Raw genomic sequence first — 21,682 nt, 5'->3', positions numbered from 1 at the left:
TGTGATGCTTTCTACATTGCAAGAGCTCTCTAGACCGAACCTTGCCTATGTTGTTTCACTTATTCGAAACCTATCGACTCTATCGATCTTTCGGAGAGGCGTATGCTTACTTAGCTCAGGCTTCAGCCTGGTTAAAATTTTGGGACAAGCGACTAAGGAAAAGAATTCCTGATGAAACGGCACAGTTACTAGCACTTTCTTGTGTGCAACTGGCCAATAAAATTTCGAAGGGAGATGTCGAGTGTCTAGCCGAAAGGCAAGACTTACACCAGCAGTTGAAGAAAGCTGAGCGCTCTCATTTTCTTTCCTATCTTCGCTCCTTTCCAGCAAAAACATTCTCTCTTCTTACCACGCTTTTAAGCGTATTTCTTTTCCGGGCCCTCCTTTTTGAGACTTATCGTGTTCCCACAGGATCCATGAGGCCAACCATCAAGGAAAGGGATCATCTTGTTGTCTCCAAGACAGCTTTCGGAATCAACCACCCCTTCAAGCTGACTCAATGGTATCTAGACAGCGACAAATTACGTCGAGGTGACATTGTTTCCTTTTCTTGTGAAGATTTAGATATCCCTGATCCAGACATGTATTTTCTCGGCTTCATCAAGATGAAGAAAAGGTTTGTAAAGCGCCTCATTGCTAAGGGGGGCGATCGTGTCTTTTTCGATGCTGGCCGGGCCTACGTTTTGGACAAGGATGACAAGAACCAGACATTAAACCCGGAAGAATGTTCCCATGAATATTTACCTATGATTCACTGGGGAGGTCGAATCAAGAAACGGTCTAAATCCAATGATGATTTGGAGTTGTGTTACTTTAATCTTCCTTGGTGGGCTTCGGAACACGATCGATCGGCAAGGGGTAAACTAACCTGTATCGGCTCTGGAGAACTTTTCCCTTGGGGAATTGACAGATTCGCCCAAGTCAATCTGCGAAAGACACACCGGTTTGGAAATGCCTTTCCTGTCTGGAAGCTTGAACTTCACCACAGCCCGACACCACAAATCGGTGCCTTCCGTACTAAGGATAGTTTAAGTCCTTTTTTCCTTTTCAAAAGCACGATCGAACTAACAGAGCAACAGTGGCTACGCCTGCGAAAGGCACTTTACACTTCTCGCTTTGTTGTGAAGGACGAGCATGTGCACAAATACGGATCTTTTTCAGAAGAGACTTCACCCTTTCAGGGGGCCCCAGACGGCACTTTCGATTTCTTTGAAGGGATAGGATACCAAATGGGGTGGACAGGAAACCTCTCTCGATTGCCGGAAAACCATATTTTGTACCATTCAGAAGAACTTTTTTTACATATGTTCAGAAGAGGCATTCACTGGGAAAGAGATCAGTTAGCCCCCCTACGTTTTGCCTACTTCCGTTATGGAGACCTATACGTTATGGGAAAACCGATTCTCTTTAAAAGCGATCCCAATCTGGTTGCCTTTTTGGAGAATGAGAAAAAGAAACAAACAGAATGGCAAAGCTATTCCCCTTTTTTACCGCAACGTTCCCCTCTTCTTCGATCTGGCGAGCTAGATCGAGAGTTTATGAAAACATACGGATTAGAGGTCCCCGAAGGGCATCTGCTCCTTTTAGGAGATAACCATGTCGGGAGTAGCGATAGTAGAGATTTCGGGTTTGTCCCTGAAAAAAATATTCAAGGTCGCGCCCTTTTCTTCTTTTGGCCTCTTTCTTCTCTCTTAGGGCAGAAACTCACCTTATCCCAATTCTTACCTAATCTATACGGCATCGGTCTTTGGAGCGTTGTTCTCTTTTTCTACTGTTTACGTTTCTTGTCTATTGTCCGAGCTGGAAAACGAGCCTTAGCGGGCAAACAGTGGGTCGATATTTTAAAGGAACTGAATCACTCTTAGCCAATTTGAAAAGAGAAGGCCCATTCTTCCTCTAAAGCCGAAATAGCATTTGAAAGGTCTTCTCTCCCCACCCAAACGACCTCTTGAACAAAACAAGTCGTTTGGATAAGGGGCTGATTTTTTTCTAAAACCAAACGAGAGTAGGGCTCGGCCGAAAGATATAATTTAATAGGTTCTCCTTGAACGAGCCCCCTACCTTTTCTAGCCATATTCAGTTTGCTGATACACTCCCTTACAACCCCTTCCTCCAGCAGGTCTTCATTAAGAGTTGTTTCAAATGAAAGGGAAAAGCCATGACCTGACTGAACTTTTTGCTCTTCAAGGGGTTTTTGCTCGATCAACAGTTCATGCAGGGAAATAGAGATCGTTTCTCCATCAAGAACAAGAGTATGCTCCTTCTTTTCAAGAAGAGAAGTTGTTTCTTCTTGAGACAGGTTTTCCAAAAGAGACTTAAGACGTTGTACTTTTGCCCCGAAACGCCGTCCTAAAACCCTAAAATTAGGTCTGACCGTGTATGTTGTTAAACAACCAGGTTTTGTCAGAACAACTTGCTTGACATTAAGCTCAGACTTGATCAGTTCAGAATGTGCCAAAAGGAATTCTGCATGCATTTCTGTGGTTAGATACACCTTAGCAAGCGGCTGCCTCACCCTAATCTTTATCTTTTTTCTTAAACTGTGTCCTACCTGCACGATTTCTCGTAAAAGACCCATCTGGTCTTCTAGTACGCTATCTGATTCCAGACCTGAAGGAAAAGCTGTTAAATGAACAGATATGGCTTCACGATCATGTACACTCACGTAAATCTCTTCAGCCAAAAACGGTGTCACAGGGGCAATGAGCCGGGCCATTTGAGATAGAAAAAATCGCAAAACACCCACAGAGGCACGATGTAATGGCATCTTAAAGCGCAACCGTGACAGGCGGATATACCAATTGTTTAAATCATCGACTAAGAGCGCAAGAGAGGCTGTTGCTGAGAAAAGATCGTAAGTCTCAAACCCCTTGCGAACAGCAAGAAGAACAGTAGAAAGGCGGGACAAAAGCCATTGGTCGAGAATATGATCGGGTTGGTCTCCTTGCTGGAAAGGAATGGCCTCTTCCTGATAATGCTGAAGAAAAAACTGGACTGCATGGCGTAAGGGGAAAAGAATTCGACGTGCAACAGCAACAACACCCTCTTCCGAGAAGCAGATGCTCTCTGCTTTAACTGCGACACTTCTAAGGAGATAAAGCCGCAAAGCATCTGCTCCGTGTTGCAGGAGAAGCTCCTCCGGATCAGGATAATTTCTTAAGCGCTTGGACATCTTAGTGCCATCTTCTGCCAAAATAATCCCATTTACAATTACATGACGAAAAGCAGGCTTTCCAGCGAGTAAAACGCTAAGCACGTGTAGGGTGTAAAACCATCCTCTTGTTTGATCAACTCCTTCAGCAATAAAATCAGCCGGAAGAATATCTTCAAGTTTAGATCCATCAAAAGGGTAATGGTTCTGAGCAAACGGTACAGAACCAGACTCAAACCAGCAGTCAAAAACAGCATCGACTCTCTTAAAAGTTTTCCCTTGATATGTGAAGGAAACCTGATCGAGTTGATCACGATGTAAACCTTTTAGAGGTTGTCCTGAATAGTTTTCCAGCTCTTGACAGCTTCCCATAATGAGGAGCTCTCCTCCTTCCGAACGCCATACAGGCAAAGGATTACCCCATACCCTCTTTCGACTAATAGACCAGTCACGTGCCTGGGCGAGCCATTTACCAAAACGACCCTCTTGGATATGGGCAGGAGACCAATGAATTTCTTGATTCTTCTGCAAAAGTTGGTCTCGAAATGGCTCAACAGAAAGAAACCAGCTTTCAGATAGACGATAAATCAAAGGAGTATCAGAGCGCCAACAGTATGGGTAACGATGAACGATAGGAAATTCTTTTAAGAGGAGGTCATTTTGTTGCAAATATGTTCGAATCTCAGATGTCACATCAAGCACATGTTGACCAGAAAGAAAAGGAACTTCATCCGTGAAACAACCTGTCTCTGACACAGGACAAACAGGTTTAATCCCATTCCTTTGACATGCCAAAAAGTCATCTTCACCAAAACCAGGAGCAGCATGAACGATACCCGTTCCCTCTTCATCAGAGACACAAGAAGCAAGAATGACTTTGAAAGCTTCTGGCCTTTTCTTTTTGAAACAATCAAAAGGAGGTAAATAGCTCCATCCCTCTAACTCTGAACCCTTAAAGGTCTCTACTATTCGAAAGGCAGAGAAAAAATCAGAGACTCGCGTGTCACACAAACAAAAATGTTTCCTACTTTGCTCGTCCCAGAGAATGACGTAGGTCCGTTCAGGGTGAACTAGAAGGGCAAGATTTGAAGGAAGAGTCCATGGGGTTGTTGTCCAAGCCAAAAAAAACGTGTTCTCACGGGCAAGACAAGGAAACTGTACAACCAAGGTATGCGATGTAATCTCCTTGTAGTTTTCACCTGCCTCAAAATTAGAAAGAGCCGTACCCAGCTTCCAGCTAAAAGGAAGCACTTTGTAGCCTTCGTAGATCAGACCCTTTTCATAGAGTCGTTTGAAAACCCACCAGACAGACTCCATGAAAGGACGATCCATAGTTAGCCAACTGGACTCCCAGTTCACCCATCTGGCCAGAAGATGCATGATCTTCTTCCAAGGCGCATCACAACTCACGACAACCTTTCGACATGCACGAATAAATTCAGTGGAAGACAGATCTCGAGAGGAAAGCCCTAACTGTCTTTCAACCTCATATTCTACGGGCAACCCGTGAGCATCCCAGCCAAACGGTTGAAGAACGGAATAGCCATTCATGGCGTAATAGCGAAGAACAGCATCTTTGATTGTACCAGCCAAAAGATGACCGTAGTGTGGTGTGCCCGTAGCAAAAGGTGGTCCATCATAAAAACGAAAGACAGGACGTCCCTCTTTCTTAGAAAACAAACGATTGGAAATATCATGCCGTTGCCACCAAGAGGAAAGAGTCATTTCGATTTCTTTGACGGTGCGATGCGGTCCTAGATCACTAGGTGACAAATAGTCTGGAGTCATGGTCTAAATGGGACAAGGTATGCCAATAAGGGAGCAAACCTTACAGGAGCGCTCGTACTTATTGCAACCTTACTCAGAATGAAATACCCTAATGTCTTATCCAAGGGGGTGTAAAGGTTTCGACTGAATAGGAAAAGTGGATTGGCATGCAGAGGACGCCAGTTGGCCTCTTTAATCATCTGGTAAAAAGAATAAATGCCAACAGACTATCGTTGCGCAGCTCTTCACGTCGTCGACGTCAGAGAGATGATTCTTCCTCCAGTGAGGAAGGGTTGTTCCTTATGGCTGCTTAAGGCTGCTTGAAGAGATGATGTTCTTGAGAGCTAACCCCTCTTGAGGACCCGGAGGTCTCCTTTGAACCAGGGAAGGAGCTCACTTCCGTCTTCTACTTGGTGTGAAGGTTTTCCCTTATGACGCGACTCGGGGAATACCTTCGAGAACTTACTGAAAGCGTTCCCGGCAGCTATGTCTTTGTCCATTTTACTGGCTGTTGTGGTTTCAAAATGGAATAAGCATGTAGTCAATTCCCCGGAACTAGATCAGGACGAGAGTTCGATTCTCTCCACCTCCAAACAAGCTTCTCAGTTTAGGATAGCGTAGCCCTACTTATGGTTGTTCGACGAGTAAAAGGAACTTTTGATCTTCTTCCCGAGTCTCTCTCCACTGATAAAGGGTTTGCCGCTTCATATTGGAGGCACCTCGAAGATCTCATCCATTCCCTTGCCTGTCATTGGGGATACGAGGAGGTGCGCACTCCGATTTTAGAAGCTATAGAGCTTTTTCAAAAGACATCGGGTGAATCTTCTGATGTTTGTATGAAACAGATGTACTCTTTTGCTGACAAAGGTGGACGGGAGATCGTGCTAAGACCCGAAGGAACACCTCCTGTCCTCAGAGCACTTGGAGAAGGGTCATGTTTCTCCCACGGAAGTGCTTTTCGAAAGCGACACGATGTCTATTACCTTGGCCCCATGTTTCGATATGAGAGACCTCAATCTGGACGCTACCGTCAGTTCACTCAGTTTGGCGTTGAGACAATTGGTCCAGATCAGTCGCAAGTCGATTCCGAATTAGTTGCTATGGGAGCTGCTTTTCTAGAAGAACTAAAGATCTCATATTGTGTGGTCATCAATTCTCTGGGAACACCAGAAGAAATTTGTGCCTATCGGAAAGCTCTTATTCACTACTTGATGCCATTTGAAGAGTCTTTGTCTGAGGATAGTCGTCGTCGACTTGCCTCTAACCCTCTCCGCATTTTGGATTCTAAGGATAAGAAGGATCAGGAACTGATTGAAGGGGCGCCCTTTATCACGGAGTCCTTAGGAAAAAGCAGTTTAGATCGCTTTGAGAAAGTACAAGCAGCTCTCCGTTCTATGGATATTCCTTTTCGAGTAGAGCCCAAATTGGTTCGAGGATTGGATTATTACAACAACATTGCCTTTGAGTACGTCGTTTGCGAAGAAGAAGAACAGCCTAGCCTTGGAGGTGGAGGACGTTATAATCATTTAGTCAGTTCAATGGGATATCCAGACTTACCAGGCGTCGGATTCGCCTTTGGATTAGAACGAGTCATGCAAGCGGCTTTGAAGAAGGGATTCGGAACTCCGACGACGTCTTGTGATGTTCTCTTCATCTCTTTATTGGAAGAGACAGAACCTATTTGCTTTCAGCTGGCCTCACAATTGAGGAAAAGAGGGATCCGACTCAAGACAAGGTTTTCAGAGAAAAGTTTAGGCCACGCTCTTAAAGAGTGTGATGTTGTAGGAGCTTCGTGGATCTTAATTTACGGTAAACAAGAGCAGGAAAAAGGCGTCCTACAGCTAAAAAATGCCAAAAATCGATTCTCTCAAACTGTCCCAATTGATGTAGAAGCTATCTTTGATTCTCTTCAATGAAAGTTGTTCTTTATCGTCCAGAAATTCCTCAAAACACAGGCAACATCGCCCGCACTTGTGCTGCAACGGGTTGTAGCCTTCTCTTGATTCCCCCACTGGGCTTTTTTCTCGATGCAAAAACAGTTCGGCGTTCTTCGGTTCAATACATGCCGACAAAAGACATTCAGATCTGGGACAAGGGAGAAGAGGCCTGGCTCGAACAGATGGGAGCTTCGTGCTGGATGTTTTCAACAAAGGGCCAACTTCGTTACGATCAGGTACGCTATGAAGAAGACCCAATCCTGCTTTTTGGTCGCGAAAGTTCAGGCCTTCCTAAACAGTGGCTCGAACGCCATCCCGAGAGGTCTGTTCGCATCCCTGTGAAAAACGAATGTCACTCCCTTAACTTGTCCAATGCAGTCTCCATCGCTCTGTACGAAGTCCTTCGTCAGAAGGAATTCGCTATTTGAATATTAATCCCCTAGCCTTGCAATTGCTTAATGGCTTGGATTAAATCCTCTTTCTTCTGAACACCGGAAACAGAACGCACCTGTTTACCTTCGGAAAAGAACAGGATTGTTGGAATCGATGAAATTCTGTGTTTTTCTGCTGCATTGGGCGCATTATCTGTATCGATCTTCAAAAAAAGAAGAGAGCTTCCTGCAAGCTCCGTTGCAACTTCCTCAAAAACGGGCCCAAAGGCCTTGCAAGGACCGCACCAAGATGCAGAAAAATAAGCAACCACAAGCGTGGCTTTTTTGAGATGTTCCTCAAAATTACTATCGGTTACTTCTGTATAACCAGACACGTCTCACCTCATCGTATAACGACTGCGGGTAAAGTGACTCGAACACTTACCAGTTAAAACTGACTAAAACCTGAATCTAGCGCGTCTGCCAATTCCGCCATACCCGCTTAGTACCATACCCCATCTTGGACTGTCTTATCTCTCGATTACAAAAGGTAACCGACCTGAAGAGATTGCCAACAAGCAGGATCCCATTCGCACGATTCAACTCCTCCAGAAAAAGAGACAAGCTTCCCCTCTTCATCCCAGGAGTAAGAAAAAGAAAAGCCAAACCCAGGACGTGCATGAGGATCGTAACAAAGGAAGAGCTCCGCATGCAACCATCCCCTCACGGCATACCGTTTTTTCCCCTCTTCTGAGAATGAAAAGCGAATAGCACCAAAACGAGAAGGAACACTACTGGATTCCTTGGGATAAACCTGCCTTGCATTCAAAACTCGGAGCACAGCGTCTTGAGGTTCGAAAGAAAAGATAAAGCAGGAGGATGATAACTCATGCGACTCTTTATCGTCTTGAAAGTCAAGAAAAAGAGAGAGACCACCAAAGAGGGAGAAATCATTTTCACTGATCAATTCAAATGCTAAACCGGACTCGTTCCAACCCAAGCGAAAATCTTCATCCCCTAATCCAAGGAAACTATGCATCTTGGGTAAAGTATACGCACGGGAAAGAAAAACCGGATCTTGCAGTCTTTCCGATAGGTCACGACAACGAAAAACCTTAGCTGAAAGAGAGAAGAGACGATGCAAAAGAAGCCCGCGAGAAGAATCTTTCATGCCCTTTACGAAGTTTCCTCTTTCTTAGCCTCTATTAAAGGCCCTCTTTCAGCTAACTCTTGTTCAAACCAATCCCTTAATAGAGACGAGGAGAGGTGAGAAACAATAATTGCTCGGAGATCTACAACAGAGTTTTGAATCTTTTCTGACTCTAATAATCCTCCAGGAAGCACTTCAACTAGTTCATCAAACAATAGCCAACCAGCAATCGAGGCTACCGGTTCACTCCACTTGGACCCCTCTTCGAAAAAGGTAGGAAGCTCGTAATAAACTTTTTCTTGAGACCGTAAGATGTCCTTCTCCAAAGTGATCAAGAGCCACTGTTTATCAAAATCAGAGATCTTGTCCTTGTCCTCTCGGTTAAAAACTAAATGGCGATCACCGGACTGCAGCAGAGCTCTCACTTCGCGCAAGTAATTGAAATGGCGACGATGTTTCTTATAGATATCCTCCGAGGGGACATCTTTAAAAACCCTTTTCCAATAACTGGCTTCTGCTTTTTCCATCGACTTGATACGACGCTTCTTCATGTAAGCAGTCAACTCACGTTTCTTGATCGTTTCGAGGGCTCCTCCGGTACGGGCCTGAGAAAAGGTTAAAATGTAGTCTTCTCCTCTTTCCTCTGGATCAATCCGAACAAAATTTTTCCCATCCGGTGAAAAAGACTTCAACTTCTGTCGAGCTTCTTGGTCACCCGCTAAAGCCTGCTCTACAAGAGCAAAAAATTCTTCCTTCTTCTCACCAAGAAAATTAAAGGGAGACTCTGGATGACAAAGACCTAATTCGAGATTGTGCAAAGAATCTTCTGAACATTCTTCTAAGAAGCGCTCTACCATAGATGGATCTTCTTTGATCATTTCAGCCAAACAAGCGAGATCCAAACCGACACGCTCGCGATCATCCAAAGAGAACAACCGGTCCAACCGAGGACCATACATCTTGTGTAGTTGCGGAGCTTGCTCTAAGACAAAATCCCAATGCTCATCCGAAATTTGCCATGTCCAAAGTTCCTTTAACGGAGAGACCTGCGTCAAAGCATCCTGGCGAAGAATCCTGTAACGTGCCTTACAATGGAATCCAATAAGTTCGGGATAATCTTTTTTGACCTCCTCCACGCTCAAAAAGCGTTTAGGCAAAGAATCATGTTCAAACCAATCCGGATCAATCTTACTGCAATACAAATGGAACAAAAATTGTTGTTCTGGAACTCTCAAGAAAATGCCGGGCTCTATTGCGTATCGCACAACTCGGTGTCCTTCAGTGGCAAACTGTCCCACTTGTTGAAACAGCGTGCTGTCCAAAACAATAGGTGATGTGTGTCGGGCAATCAGTTTTCTAAACAACATCACCTCACTCCATAACTCTATGAGGCGAGCATGCGATAATCCAGAAAAAGTTGAGAAAGACTGAAAGATACTTTTGGCTTCTACTTTTTGTTCCTCATTTGTAAATCGGTTCGCCATTAAAGTGGCTCGAGCCCAAAGGTCTGCCTTCGATTCTTCCAGAGTCACCACAATGCCCTCTCGACGAGCGGCCTCTGCCCCTCTCAAAATGCATCGGGCAACAAGATCGACAAAATGGTCCCCGAACCACTCTCCCGAAGTGACATAACCAAAAAAATGTAAATTATTCTCGTCGAGATGCTTCTGAAGAACTTCAGCATCTGTTTCGTATTTCATCTTTTCACTTAGGAAACAGCGAAAGTCTTCATCCGTAAAGAAGGATTGAGCAACATAAAGGTCTGCTTTGCGCTTGAAAAACTGATCTGGGGAAACCTGCTCGCTTTCACTAACTAGACAGATATTCCTGAACTCTTCCCAACGCTCACTTAAATTAGGGGCAGAATGCCTCCAGATTCCCTCCAGCGAAATTTCATCTAGAACTGGACTCCGGTACGGCCTCCATTTCTTCTCTTTTTCAATATTGCTGACCATTTGATCGTAAATAATAGAACGATCTGACTCAAAAAGAACATCCGCAAGGCCAGAGCGAAAAAAATCTTTTGCAATGACGCGATCATTCAAAGCGTATCCAAAAGTTCCCTCAAGCGAAATCACCCTCTTGAATGCTTTAAAAAAACCTGGGAAATAGGTCTTCTGTCCAACCTGCACTTCACTCGTTTCCCCATGGCTGGAAAAGACAGAGGAAGATCCAGAAAAAAAGAAGCCCAAAACCAAAACGACTAATACAAAACCTAGAACAATCTTCTCTAAGCTTTTACCGAAGCGGAACGTTTGCATACTTACAACCTAAACAATCAGCGAGGCGATGGTAACAAAGGGCCTAGCTTTCCCTCAATGCGCACCCGAAGTCAAAAAAGAGAAGGAAGTTGAATGAACGGATTTCTATCTGAAGTAAGAAAATCATTCAAAAAGTATCCCAGTCCTTTGGGGCGATGCCCATGTGGATCTTTTTCATTCAAAACGTAACGACTTCTCTCCTTACCAAAAACGACTAAGTACCACAACGCACTATCACCCTTTTCTCCATAAGGAAACCGAATCCGACACGTCTCAGAAAAACAGAGAACGGTGCCAACTCGTACAGGAAAAAAATGTGATGACGCTTTAGGAACTTCTACAGGAATTTCCTCTGGCCCATTAGATTCTAAACAAAGAGCAAGTCCTCCGAGAATGTCCGAAAAAGCACTGTAACCTGATAGGGTAAATGAACCTTCATGTAAAGAACGAAAAAAAGAGTTCCCTGAAGTTTCGTCGGTCAGGGAAGTGAAGGGAATGAGCTGGTCGTACAGCAAACGCACTCCACCGTGAGACCACCAAAGACTAGCCACCAGTTGTGCAAGAGGCCCTTTGCGAATAACGTGGTGAAGAGTCTGAGATTCCCTCCAAAGATCACGGCCACCAAATAGGAGCTGCAAAGAAGAAAGGTTCGGCGTAGAATGAGAGAGTCGAAGTCGGACAAGCTCACAGAGAGAACGAGAGATGGAGCGGCAATCTTCCCCCTTAACAGGGAGCTCCACGTCTAAATATCCGTTCCGAAAAAAGAACCCGAGTTGATTAGGATCCAAAGTAATGCGCACTTCCGTACCCCCAAGTCAGGTATCATGCCAGAATGCAACGGCTTAAACAAGCTGACTGATAGAAGAGTGAGTCAAACATGTTAGAGGAGCAGGTCCATTCTTGGGAGCAGAAGGCAGAGGAGATTCAGCTGCAAATTGGATATAAGTTCCACAACTCAATCGTTTTAAAAAGTGCTTTCACACACTGCTCTTATGCAAACGAAATATTGTCTGATTGCCCAACGAACGAGCGTCTAGAGTTCCTAGGAGATGCTGTTCTTAGCCTCGTCACCGCACAGTACTTGTTTACATACTATCCTGACTTGGAAGAAGGGGCTCTCACAAAGATCCGATCTAGAGTCGTCGACTCTAAATCGTGTTACCACTACACGCAACACCTCGACATAGGACGTCATATGTTCTTGGGGAAAGGAGAACAGCTCGAGACGCAGAGGGGACATGCGAATATCTTAGCTGACCTATTCGAGGCTTTGGTTGGTGCTATTTACCTGGATGGCGGTCTTGAAGAAGCCCAGCGCTTCCTGCTTCGATTCCTTCAGCCAGCTATTGAACAAGCCCTTGAAAGGCCTTGCGATAATTGGAAAGCTCAATTGCAAGAATTTTGCCAAAAGATCAAAAGAAAAAAACCTTCTTACGAAATTCTTGCCACGTCAGGTCCTGATCACGATAGAAACTACATATGTGGCGTTTTGATCGAAGGTCATCTAACTGGAAAAGGAGAAGGAAAATCTAAAAAGCAAGCTCAACAAAAAGCAGCAAGAGAAGCGATCATGTTTCTCCTAACAGAGGAACAGAGATGTGACCAAACAGAAAACGAACTGGACGTGTAGCGCATGTCATCACAATGCCATTCGCTGGAGTGGTTCCTGTCCATCCTGTGGATCTTGGAACACGCTCCAAGAAAGGGAAATCCCTCAAAAAAGGGGCAATTTGCCAACACAACTCGTCAGATTATCTGAGGCGCAAACAGAGGAACCAAAGCGCTTGTCCACAGAGATCCAAGAAGTCGACCGTGTCCTCGGGGGGGGATTAGTACCGGGAAGTCTTATTTTGTTGGGAGGGGACCCTGGAATCGGCAAATCGACTCTGCTTCTCCAAATTTGTTCCGGACTCACTAAAAAGAAAAATGAACCCGTTTTGTATGTTTCTGGAGAAGAGTCCATTCAACAACTTTCTTTGCGGGCCAATCGTCTAGGGCTTCTTTCTCAGCAAGTTTTTTGTCTTAGCCATTGCCATGTCTCCTCTATCCTGGAAACAGTTCAGAGATTACGGCCTTCTTTTCTAGTCATCGATTCCATCCAGACAACTTATGAGCCATCACTTCCCTCTGCCCCAGGATCACCTCAGCAATTGAAGGAAATCTGCTCTCAATTTCTTACTTTAGCCAAGATATCTCACCTTATCATTTGCCTTATTGGGCACGTGACCAAAGAAGGAGGGCTTGCCGGTCCACGGCTCTTAGAACACATGGTTGACACAGTTCTCTCTTTCGAAGGAGATCGAGACCTTCGCTTTCGCTTTCTTCGTACGACAAAAAATCGCTTTGGCTCAACGGACGAAGTCGGTGTCTTCATGATGGAGAAAATTGGTCTTGTCGAGATGAATCAACCTTCGCTTCTCTTCCTTTCGAATTTGAAAGGTATGGCAGGAAGCTCTATAACTTGTTTTCTGGATGGAGTTAGACCGTTTCTGGTTGAAGTTCAAGCCCTTATTTGCAAAAGTTATGGAGCTAACCCTGTTCGAAGGTCCTCTGGATTAGATCCTAATCGTATTGCTGTTCTTCTAGCAGTAGCTGAAAGGCGTTTAAATATTCGCCTCTATCAATTTGATATTTTCTTTTCGGTCACAGGAGGAATCAAGCTTCAGGAGCCTGCCTCTGATTTGAGCATCCTTATGAGCCTTTTCTCTTCCATGAACAATAAATCCTTGCCAGAAAAGACGCTTATGATCGGAGAGGTCGGCTTAGGTGGGGAAATTCGTCCCGTTCCTCATCTGACGCAAAGGATAAAAGAGGGGATATTGATGGGTTTCAAACGATTCTTGATACCAGACCAAAAGATCCAAGAAATAAAGTCAAAGGACGGAATTGCAACAGAAATCCTTGTCGTCAAAGATATCAGTTCCGCCTTTCAATGGGCGAAACACGGTTCCTTGCAAGAAGGAGTATAAAATGAAACTGCCCTTTGCTCTGCCAAAGTTGGAATATGATTACAATGAACTAGAGCCGTGGATCTCTGAAGAGATCATGGAACTACACCATAAGAAGCACCATACAACCTACTTGGATAACCTTCTTCGGGAAGTCAAAAAGCTGAAAGAGTCTCCAGAAAACCTTATAGAGTGGGTCCACAGTAGTCCTGCACTGGCTTTCAACGGAGGGGGGCATCTCAATCATACCCTGTTTTGGGCCTCCCTTCTTCCTTCTCATCGAGGAGGAGGTCTCCTCCGAAGGGGGCCTTTGCAAGAAGCCATCTTTGACACATTTGGTTCTTTAGAACAGCTCATAGATAAGATGAAAGTGCAAGCGGCCAACTTGCAAGGATCTGGTTGGTGTTGGCTTGGCCAAAATGAAAATGGTTTTTTTATAACGACAACACCGAATCAAACAGCCCTTTCTCTGCATCAAGGCATCCCTCTGTTAGGGATCGATCTTTGGGAACATGCCTACTATTTGCAGTACAAAAATATGAAAATGAAATACTTCGAGGCGATTTGGAACGTCATCAATTGGGAAGAGATTGAGAAGAGATTTTTAACACAGAAAGGCGTTTCATGAGAGTGGGTTACATAAGTGAAACAAACCGTTCACCACTGATTCAAGATCATATCTGGATGGTTCAATCTTCCAAAAATATTTGGCTAGACCCTGGAGAAACACAATTGGTACATACGGGATTTTTTTTTGACTTACCTGAGACGTGCAGTATCCTTGTATTCTCATATCCAGAAGTTGTTCTGCAAAAAGGACTTGTTATTGCAAACGCCCCAGGTACAATTGATTCTGATTACCGAGGGGAACTTTGTGGGATTATGACTAACCTATCTGGCAAGAAGATACAGCTTCTTGCTGGAGAGGTCTTTGCCCTAGGGCTTCGAGAGGAGGTTCACCAAATGCACTCACCCGTGGAAATAGAAGAGAATATCATCCAGTTCAAACTCAGTCGTTCCGCTCACCGTCCTTCCTATCAGACAGATGGTGCAGCCGGCTTTGACCTACACGCCGCAACAGAGGAAAATATTACGATCCGACCAGGAGATATGAAGATCATTGACACAGGCCTTCAAGTCTCCCTTTCCGAAGGGTTCCATATGCAAGTACGCTCGAGGAGTGGACTAGCACTTAAATCCGGAATCGTTGTTCTTGGCTCTCCCCTTATTCTGATTGGGAAACAACAAACACTGAAAATCCCACTCTATAACTTGGGCAAGGAACCTTTTCTCGTTACACCAGGAATGCGCATTGCACAAGCAGTCTGTTTGGAAACACAAATTTTAAACTGCTCGGCGACGGACAAACTAAGCCTAACGAAAAGAGGGTTGGGTGGCTTCGGAAGTACTGGAGCTTAAACACCTAAAATTTCTTCCTTTTCCAATTGAGTTGCTGCCACATGAGGCACCAAAGCCTTCTCTTCTAGGTTCTCTTTTGATTCTATCGTGTCATTTCCAATAGAAACTTGGGCCTCTATTTCTCGCAAACGGATATCGTCTTCGCCTTGAGAATAAAAAACTTCGAGGTGTCGACAACCAGGAGCTTCTACACGTGACAAAATGAATTCTGAAAGAGGGTCCTGAATGTGCACTTGTATTGTTCTTCGTAATGGCCTCGCACCTAATTCAGGTTCAAAGCCTCTTCTAGCAAGGAATTCACGCGCTTCGTCGGTGAGAGTAAGTTTTACTCCACGAACACCCACTCTTTGACACAACTTGCCCATTTCAAGATCTACGATCTTCAATAAGCTTTCATGTGAAAAAGGCCGGAATATAAGAGTTTCATCAATACGATTGAGAAATTCAGTTTTGAACTTTTTACGGAGGGCCGTCTTAATTTTATCCTGCATGATGTCATAGTCTAGATCATTCTCACTAGAAACAAAACCAACAGAACCAGATTTCTTGATCAAATCCGCACCCACGTTTGAAGTCATCACAATGATTGTATTTCGGAAATCGACCTGTCGACCAAATGAATCAGTTAAACGACCCTCCTCCAAGATTTGCAAAAGCAAATCCATCACGTCCCCATGAGCTTTTTCAATTTCGTCAAATAAGACAACGGAATAAGGTTTCTGACGTACTCTTTCTGTTAACTGACCACCCTCTTCATGACCTACATAACCAGGTGGAGAACCTGTCATGCGACTAACAGCGAACTTCTCCATATACTCAGACATGTCTACCTGAATTAAAGAGTCTTCTCCTCCGAAGAAGTTTGTTGCCACCTTCTTAGCAAGAAGGGTCTTCCCTAAACCTGTAGGACCAAGAAAAAGAAAGGACCCAATAGGCCTTTTAGGATCTTTTATATCTGCATAACTTCTTTTTACAGCACGACACACAGACTCTACGATTTCGTCCTGTCCAACAAGTTCGGCCGTAATAGACTCCTTCATCCTCGAAATAGTCATCCACGCTTCTTCACGTAATCGATAGAGTGGTACACCAGTCGATTTGGAAACAGCACAAGCGATGGAATCCGCATCAACAGAAACGCCTGCTTTCTTTTCTTCTGTAGGCCATCCACCTTGCGCCTTTTTGACTTGCTCTTTCAGCTGTTTTTCAGAATCCCTCAAAGCCGCTGCTTTTTCATATTCTTGGTTTTGAATAGCCAATTCTTTTTGTGTTTGAATGACTTTGAGTTCTTTCTCATATTCGTAATCTGAAAAAGCTGGACGCTCGTTTGCTGCTGCAATGCGTTGCATAGCACCTGCCTCATCCAAAAGATCAATGGCCTTATCAGGAAGATATCTACCAGAGATATACCTTTCAGATAGTTCAACTGCAGCACGAACGGCATCAGAAGTGTACTCGCACTGATGATACTGTTCGTATTTGCCCTTTAATCCAGAGATAATCTCGACAGTTTCTTCCACTCCAGGAGGCAAAACGATCATTTTCTGAAAACGCCTTTCCAGAGCCGCATCTTTTTCGATATGTTTTCGATACTCATCCGTTGTTGTGGCACCAATACATTGAATCTCACCACGAGACAGAGCGGGCTTCAAAATATTAGAGGCGTCAATAGCTCCTTCAGCAGCGCCTGCCCCTACGATAATATGAATTTCATCAACAAACAGGAGAACGTTCTTACAACGCCGAATTTCTTCCATAACCGCTTTAATACGTTCTTCAAACTGCCCACGATACTTCGTCCCAGCCAACATGAGAGCAAGATCAAGAGCGATAAGTCTTTTCTTGGCCAAAGTTTCTGGGACCTCGTTACGTGCAATAGCCTGAGCTAAGCCTTCAACAATCGCCGTCTTGCCCACACCAGCTTCTCCGACAAGAACGGGATTATTCTTCCTTCTGCGGGAAAGGATTAGGATCAATCTCTCGACCTCTTTCTGCCGTCCAATGACGGGATCCATCTTACCCGCGTGGTATGCCTCAATCAGATCATAACCATATGCTTTCAATGCAGGTATTTTTTCCCCTACATGACCCGATCGAGGATTGGCTCCTGTCATTGCCTTTCCAGAAGACCCCAATACGCCAGCTCCAGGCAAAGAAGAACCTGAAGTTGAACTTAAAATGCCCAACGAAGGAAGTTGCAAATTGAAATTTTCAAGCTCCTTCAGGAGCTCTCGAATAAGATCTTTGACACGCACACCAAGTGCTTCCAAAACCTGGACAGCAACACCGTTGCTTTGTTTAACAAGACCTAGAAGTAAATGTTCTGTGCCAATATAGTTGTGGTTGAGATTCGAAGCTTCTTCTGCAGCAAGTTCAAAGACCTTCTTCACCTTGCCTGTCAAAGCGGGCTCACCGTAAATCTGAATTTCTGGACCAAATCCAACAAGTCTTTCTACTTCGCTACAAGTTGACTCGAAATCGAGACCCATCTCACGCAAAACATTAACGGCAACGCCCTGTCCTAACTTGAGCAGTCCAAGAAGCAAATGCTCTGTCCCAAGATAATTGTGATTGAGCCGTTGAGCCTCTTTTTTGGCGAGCTTGATCACTTGCTTTGCGCGATTTGTGAATTTATCAAACATCCTCAAAACTCTCTATATACAACCTTTCAGCATCAAGCAAGCTCAAGTCAAATAATCTTGCAATCCTGTAATAAAGTCCCAGCGACATCCATGAGATCTCACAACAGATCTGTCCTCTAACACTCAACTCGGTTGACCCTCTCACGAGTAACGCCACATTATAGTCGGAAATGACGAGTTTACAATCAAAACGTATCGAGATTACTTGCATGAACCATGCCATAACCTAACCCTTTAATTAGGTTCAGCGAGGTGCTCAATGTAGGTTAAGCCTGTCCAAAATTTTATTTGTAACCTGCTCCGCCGTAAAGCCGTAATGTTCACGCAAAACTTCTGAAGGAGCAGAAGCCCCCCAAGTCTCTACGGCAATGTGCAGGCCCTGGGAACCAGTATGGCGTTCCCATCCCAGAGAAATACCCGCTTCAAGGGAAACGACTAACTGAGCAGATCGATCTAAAAGGTTTAATCGATAAGCTTCAGACTGTTGTTCAAAAACAGACCAACAAGGCAAAGAGACAACTCGAACATTTTTTCGATAGTTTTTCTTAAGTTGTTCAGCTACATCACAAGCAAGTGCTAATTCCGTTCCTGTTGCTAAAAGAAGACAATCACAAGGAACACCTTTATCCCCTAGATACAAGTATCCACCACGACACATATCAAAATGATCTGCTTTGGTAACTGGAAGACATCCGAACTTTTTCCTTGGCAGGATAATGGCAGTTGGTCCTTGGTAACGTAACGCTAAAATCCAGGCCAATTTCACTTCTTCCGAACTACCAGGACGAATGACTTGCAAGCCAGGAATAAGTCTTAAACTCATCACATGCTCAATCGGCTGGTGTGTTGGACCATCCTCTCCAAGAAGAATAGAATCATGAGTAAAAACAAAGATGACCTGCAGTTGCATCAACGCAGCAAGACGAATCCCATTTCGCATATAATCAGAAAACGTAAGAAATGTCCCAACAAACGGAACGAGATGACCTGTCTGGGCAAGACCTGAAGCGATGGCTGACATGGCAAATTCTCTCACACCATACTTAATGTTTCTGCCTGAGAAATTGGCTTTCCCAATAAAACCGTACTTTTCTAAAAAAGTTTTATCTGAGCTAGACAGGTCAGCAGAGCCTCCCAAAAGAAAAAGTAACCGATCTGCCAAAAAAACAACCACCTGTTGTGACAGACTTCTCCCTGCTTGATCTGCATCAAGCTCTAAACCCCAAATAGCCTCCTCAATATCTTTTCGAGGCAAAGAACGTTGTGAAAGATAGAGCTGCTTACTCCGTTTATTGGCATTCAACCATTTTTCAAACTCTTTTGTCCAAGTTCCCGCAAGAGACTGAAGCTCTTTCTTTCTTATAGCAAAAAAATCATATACCTCGACGGGAACGTGAAAAGGAGTAGGAGGGAAGTGACTGGCTTTTTTAAGCTGAGTGACTTCTTCCTTTCCGAGAGGGGAACCGTGTACACGATTGGTTCCACTTTTTGAAGGAGCTCCTCTCCCTATCGTTGTTCTGGCTAAAATGATGGTCGGGACGCTTTGTTCTTTTCTCAGAGAAGAGAAGACTTGATGTAATTCTTCAAAAGAGTGCCCATCGATTTGAAAGACTTTCCATCCACAACTTTCGAAACGTAGGGCAACATCATCTGTCCAGCAATCTTTGGTAAATCCATCCAGGCAAACCCCATTGGAGTCAAAGACAAGGATCAAATTATTCAACCCTAGGTGCCCTGCAAAAGAAGCGGCCTCATAAGAGACCCCCTCCATAAGACACCCATCTCCACAGAGAGCAATAACCTTGGGGAGGGAAGGCGACCCATTCTGAGTGGACTCGTAAAATACCTGAAGGCCTAAGGCTTGACCAACCGCATGAGCGATCCCCTGCCCAAGAGGCCCAGTCGTGCTCTCCACTCCTGGTGTTATCCCTCTCTCAGGATGGCCAGGTGTTATAGAGTGAAGCTGCCTAAACTCTTTAAGAGAGTCTATGGAAAGATCAAATCCTGATAAGTGTAAGCAAGAGTACAACCAAGCAGAGCCATGCCCAGCAGAGAGTATAAAACGGTCACGTCCTTCCCAATGAGGATCTTCCGGGTTAAACCTTAGGAACAACCCAAATAAATACGCTCCAATTTCTGCGCACCCCATGGGAAGTCCAGGATGCCCTGATCCAGCTTTTTCAACTATGTCGGCAGAAAGACAGCGAATTGTTGTTGCTATTCGAGCTAAATCAGATAGGGTAGAGGCCGAAAGAACGCCAGATTGCGCATGAAAAGACATAAACACGTATCCCTTTATGTAAAGTAGTGCTTTTTTACTTCTGTCAAAACAAATGTATTTTCAAAGCATTTGAAGTTTGAACAAAGGTCCCCCCTTTCGCTAGAATGCCTTGAGGTTTCACTTAAGAGTTTTCCTCTGAGTGCTCCTTGATGGTTCAGGAGGAAAGAAACAGACACCCAGGAAAAAATAACGCTATGCTCGGAAATGAAATTAGAGAGGCTTTTCTACAGTTCTTCCAAGAACGTGCCCACCATCTCTTTCCCTCTTCTCCCCTTCTACCACAGACAGATCCTACCCTTCTTTTCGTAAATGCCGGAATGAACCAGTTTAAGGAAATTTTTTTACAAAAGAGATCTCCCTGCTGTTCTACAGCTGTTTCGTGTCAAAAATGTTTACGATGTGGTGGGAAACACAACGACATTGATAATGTGGGTCACACTAGTCGCCACCTCACCTTTTTCGAAATGTTGGGAAACTTTTCCTTTGGAGGGTACTACAAGGAGCAAGCTATTGAATTAGCTTGGAAAGCCTCTTTAGATGTATTTCAAATGGATCCGAAGAGGATCTTCGTATCCGTCTTGGAAGGAGATCAAGAAACAGCAGAACTATGGTCTAAGTGGATTCCCCAGCAACAGATCTGGTTTCTTGGCCCAGAGGATAATTTTTGGGCCATGGGAGAACAAGGGCCTTGTGGCCCTTGTTCTGAACTGTACTACGATAGAGGTCCAGAGTTTGAAGGAGCAACAGACCAATCAGGAGAGCGTTACGTCGAGTTTTGGAATATCGTCTTCATGCAAAATAAGCGTGACACTGCTGGACAGCTCTCTCCTCTCCAAACGCCTTGTATTGATACAGGTCTAGGCTTAGAACGTTTATGCACCCTTCTACAAAACGTGCCTTCTGTCTTCGAAACAGACCTCATAGCTGATCTCATTCAGCACATCGTCAAGATATCTGGACAAGAATACGACGCAGAAAACGGTCAGCATAATGCCCCCTTCCGGGTTATTGCTGATCACATCCGTTCTGTTTCCTTTGCTATTGCTGATGGGATCAACCCTAGCAATAACCAAAGAGGCTACATTATCAGGAAGCTGATACGCAGAGCCCTACAATATGGAAAAAAGCTGGGTCTCAATACACCCTTTTTAGGCGAGATCTTTCCTGTTTTAGAGCAGAAAATGGGAAAAAGCTACCCAGAGCTGACTCAGAATCGTCTACGTATCCTTGAAATTCTAGAAAAAGAATCTCTCTCCTTTTTTGGAATGCTAAAGCGCGGGACGGGGCTTATGCAAGAGCTTTTGACTGCAGGAGACAAGACGAAAGAACCCATACCTGGGCACATCGCCTTCAAACTTAAGGATACCTATGGTGTGCCTTTAGAAGAAATACTCTTATTTGCAAAAGAACACGATTTGACGCTCAACCTAGAAGAATTCAAGGAGGAAGAGACAAAGGCACGAATTAGATCCCGAGAAGACACAGATCAAGGCCACAGGGCTCACTCTTCCTACTTGGAAAAGAAAACACCCTTTCTGGGATATCAATCCCTTGAGCTCCCCTGTTTCCTTAAAGAGCTAAAAGCGGAGGATGGGAGGCCAATTGACCAACTTTCATCCGAAGAAAAGGGGGCCGTTATCCTTGATCGTACGGTTTTTTATGCTCAGCAAGGTGGACAAGTAGGCGATCAAGGGTTTCTTGACAGTGCAACAGGTCGTTTCATAGTGGAAGAGACACGTTAAAGCGAAGAAGGTT

At 44.5% G+C, this 21,682-nt stretch carries 15 protein-coding genes, 1 tRNA gene and 1 other RNA gene; 9 read left to right on the top strand and 8 right to left on the bottom strand.

Translation table 11 applies throughout. The annotated features are described in order from the left end of the window. Window positions 1-47 precede the first annotated feature (47 nt). Window positions 48-1,865 carry a signal peptidase I gene (gene lepB, locus HAT2_RS02315; RefSeq protein WP_114544415.1) on the top strand — a complete coding sequence of 606 codons (1,818 nt, stop codon included), beginning with the start codon at window positions 48-50 and terminating at the stop codon, window positions 1,863-1,865. On the opposite strand, the gene ileS is transcribed toward lepB, so the two are convergent. Beyond that, a complete protein-coding gene (ileS, locus tag HAT2_RS02310) occupies window positions 1,862-4,939 on the bottom strand; it encodes an isoleucine--tRNA ligase (RefSeq protein WP_114544414.1) in 3,078 nt (1,025 codons plus the stop codon). The two genes, lepB and ileS, sit on opposite strands and share 4 nt — an antisense overlap. Before the next feature lie 104 nt (window positions 4,940-5,043). Between ileS and ssrA the strand changes: the two genes are divergently transcribed. The 3 genes from ssrA to HAT2_RS02295 all read left to right on the top strand — a co-directional run bounded on the left by ssrA (window position 5,044) and on the right by HAT2_RS02295 (window position 7,283). Beyond that, window positions 5,044-5,511, top strand: a transfer-messenger RNA (tmRNA) gene (gene ssrA, locus HAT2_RS02305). 36 nt (window positions 5,512-5,547) lie between these two features. Beyond that, complete coding sequence (gene hisS / locus HAT2_RS02300; RefSeq protein ID WP_114544413.1) at window positions 5,548-6,834, top strand: histidine--tRNA ligase; 1,287 nt, start codon at window positions 5,548-5,550, stop codon at window positions 6,832-6,834. After that, on the top strand, window positions 6,831-7,283 hold the full coding sequence (locus HAT2_RS02295) for a tRNA (cytidine(34)-2'-O)-methyltransferase (protein ID WP_114544412.1): 453 nt from the start codon (window positions 6,831-6,833) through the stop codon (window positions 7,281-7,283). The genes hisS and HAT2_RS02295 overlap by 4 nt, the downstream gene beginning before the upstream one ends. Window positions 7,284-7,294: 11 nt before the next feature. Here HAT2_RS02295 and trxA read toward each other — a convergent pair whose 3' ends face one another. From trxA to HAT2_RS02270, 5 genes are all read right to left on the bottom strand, one after another. After that, window positions 7,295-7,621 (bottom strand): thioredoxin, encoded by a 327-nt coding sequence (gene trxA, locus HAT2_RS02290; RefSeq protein ID WP_114544411.1) that lies wholly within the window; start codon window positions 7,619-7,621, stop codon window positions 7,295-7,297. 23 nt (window positions 7,622-7,644) lie between these two features. After that, window positions 7,645-7,728 (bottom strand) — tRNA-Leu (locus HAT2_RS02285). A 39-nt stretch (window positions 7,729-7,767) separates the two neighbouring features. Beyond that, window positions 7,768-8,397, bottom strand: coding sequence for a hypothetical protein (locus HAT2_RS02280; protein ID WP_114544410.1), 630 nt, complete (start codon window positions 8,395-8,397; stop codon window positions 7,768-7,770). Between the two features lie 5 nt (window positions 8,398-8,402). Further along, window positions 8,403-10,637, bottom strand: coding sequence for a hypothetical protein (locus HAT2_RS02275; RefSeq protein WP_114544409.1), 2,235 nt, complete (start codon window positions 10,635-10,637; stop codon window positions 8,403-8,405). A gap of 71 nt (window positions 10,638-10,708) precedes the next feature. Next, window positions 10,709-11,437, bottom strand: a complete 729-nt coding sequence (locus HAT2_RS02270; protein ID WP_114544408.1) for a hypothetical protein — start codon at window positions 11,435-11,437, stop codon at window positions 10,709-10,711. Window positions 11,438-11,514: 77 nt separating this feature from the next. Here HAT2_RS02270 and rnc point away from each other — a divergent pair, with 77 nt between their 5' ends. The 4 genes from rnc to dut are packed head-to-tail and all read left to right on the top strand — an operon-like array spanning window position 11,515 to window position 15,004. Beyond that, window positions 11,515-12,267, top strand: coding sequence for a ribonuclease III (gene rnc / locus HAT2_RS02265; RefSeq protein WP_114544407.1), 753 nt, complete (start codon window positions 11,515-11,517; stop codon window positions 12,265-12,267). Then, on the top strand, window positions 12,236-13,606 hold the full coding sequence (gene radA, locus HAT2_RS02260; RefSeq protein WP_114544406.1) for a DNA repair protein RadA: 1,371 nt from the start codon (window positions 12,236-12,238) through the stop codon (window positions 13,604-13,606). The genes rnc and radA overlap by 32 nt, the downstream gene beginning before the upstream one ends. A gap of 1 nt (window position 13,607) precedes the next feature. Then, window positions 13,608-14,213 carry a superoxide dismutase gene (locus tag HAT2_RS02255; RefSeq protein WP_114544405.1) on the top strand — a complete coding sequence of 202 codons (606 nt, stop codon included), beginning with the start codon at window positions 13,608-13,610 and terminating at the stop codon, window positions 14,211-14,213. Between the two features lie 56 nt (window positions 14,214-14,269). Next, window positions 14,270-15,004, top strand: coding sequence for a dUTP diphosphatase (gene dut, locus HAT2_RS02250; RefSeq protein WP_220253874.1), 735 nt, complete (start codon window positions 14,270-14,272; stop codon window positions 15,002-15,004). Here the strand turns inward: dut and HAT2_RS02245 are convergent. Next, entirely contained in the window at window positions 15,001-17,646 is a 2,646-nt protein-coding gene (locus HAT2_RS02245) for an ATP-dependent Clp protease ATP-binding subunit (RefSeq protein ID WP_114544403.1), read from the bottom strand. The genes dut and HAT2_RS02245 overlap by 4 nt on opposite strands. Window positions 17,647-17,902: 256 nt before the next feature. After that, window positions 17,903-19,927 carry a transketolase family protein gene (locus HAT2_RS02235; protein WP_114544401.1) on the bottom strand — a complete coding sequence of 675 codons (2,025 nt, stop codon included), beginning with the start codon at window positions 19,925-19,927 and terminating at the stop codon, window positions 17,903-17,905. Window positions 19,928-20,121: 194 nt separating this feature from the next. On the opposite strand from HAT2_RS02235, the gene alaS reads away from it, so the two are divergent. After that, window positions 20,122-21,669 (top strand): alanine--tRNA ligase, encoded by a 1,548-nt coding sequence (alaS, locus tag HAT2_RS02230; protein ID WP_181860317.1) that lies wholly within the window; start codon window positions 20,122-20,124, stop codon window positions 21,667-21,669. The last annotated feature ends 13 nt before the right edge of the window (window positions 21,670-21,682 follow it).

Source organism: Candidatus Similichlamydia laticola, assembly GCF_003339615.1.
Classification (GTDB): domain Bacteria; phylum Chlamydiota; class Chlamydiia; order Chlamydiales; family Parilichlamydiaceae; genus Similichlamydia; species Similichlamydia laticola.
The sequence above is the reverse complement of the archived record's forward strand: the minus strand, read 5'-3'. Positions and strand labels throughout refer to the sequence as shown.

Coding starts and splice junctions, on each gene's coding strand:
- HAT2_RS02295 (WP_114544412.1), top strand. CDS start 6,831: ATGAAAGTTGTTCTTTATCGTCCAGAAATTCCTCAAAACACAGGCAAC.
- dut (WP_220253874.1), top strand. CDS start 14,270: ATGGTTCAATCTTCCAAAAATATTTGGCTAGACCCTGGAGAAACACAA.
- HAT2_RS02275 (WP_114544409.1), bottom strand. CDS start 10,637: ATGCAAACGTTCCGCTTCGGTAAAAGCTTAGAGAAGATTGTTCTAGGT.
- HAT2_RS02235 (WP_114544401.1), bottom strand. CDS start 19,927: ATGTCTTTTCATGCGCAATCTGGCGTTCTTTCGGCCTCTACCCTATCT.
- lepB (WP_114544415.1), top strand. CDS start 48: ATGTTGTTTCACTTATTCGAAACCTATCGACTCTATCGATCTTTCGGA.
- alaS (WP_181860317.1), top strand. CDS start 20,122: ATGCTCGGAAATGAAATTAGAGAGGCTTTTCTACAGTTCTTCCAAGAA.
- hisS (WP_114544413.1), top strand. CDS start 5,548: ATGGTTGTTCGACGAGTAAAAGGAACTTTTGATCTTCTTCCCGAGTCT.
- rnc (WP_114544407.1), top strand. CDS start 11,515: ATGTTAGAGGAGCAGGTCCATTCTTGGGAGCAGAAGGCAGAGGAGATT.
- ileS (WP_114544414.1), bottom strand. CDS start 4,939: ATGACTCCAGACTATTTGTCACCTAGTGATCTAGGACCGCATCGCACC.
- HAT2_RS02255 (WP_114544405.1), top strand. CDS start 13,608: ATGAAACTGCCCTTTGCTCTGCCAAAGTTGGAATATGATTACAATGAA.
- HAT2_RS02245 (WP_114544403.1), bottom strand. CDS start 17,646: ATGTTTGATAAATTCACAAATCGCGCAAAGCAAGTGATCAAGCTCGCC.
- HAT2_RS02280 (WP_114544410.1), bottom strand. CDS start 8,397: ATGAAAGATTCTTCTCGCGGGCTTCTTTTGCATCGTCTCTTCTCTCTT.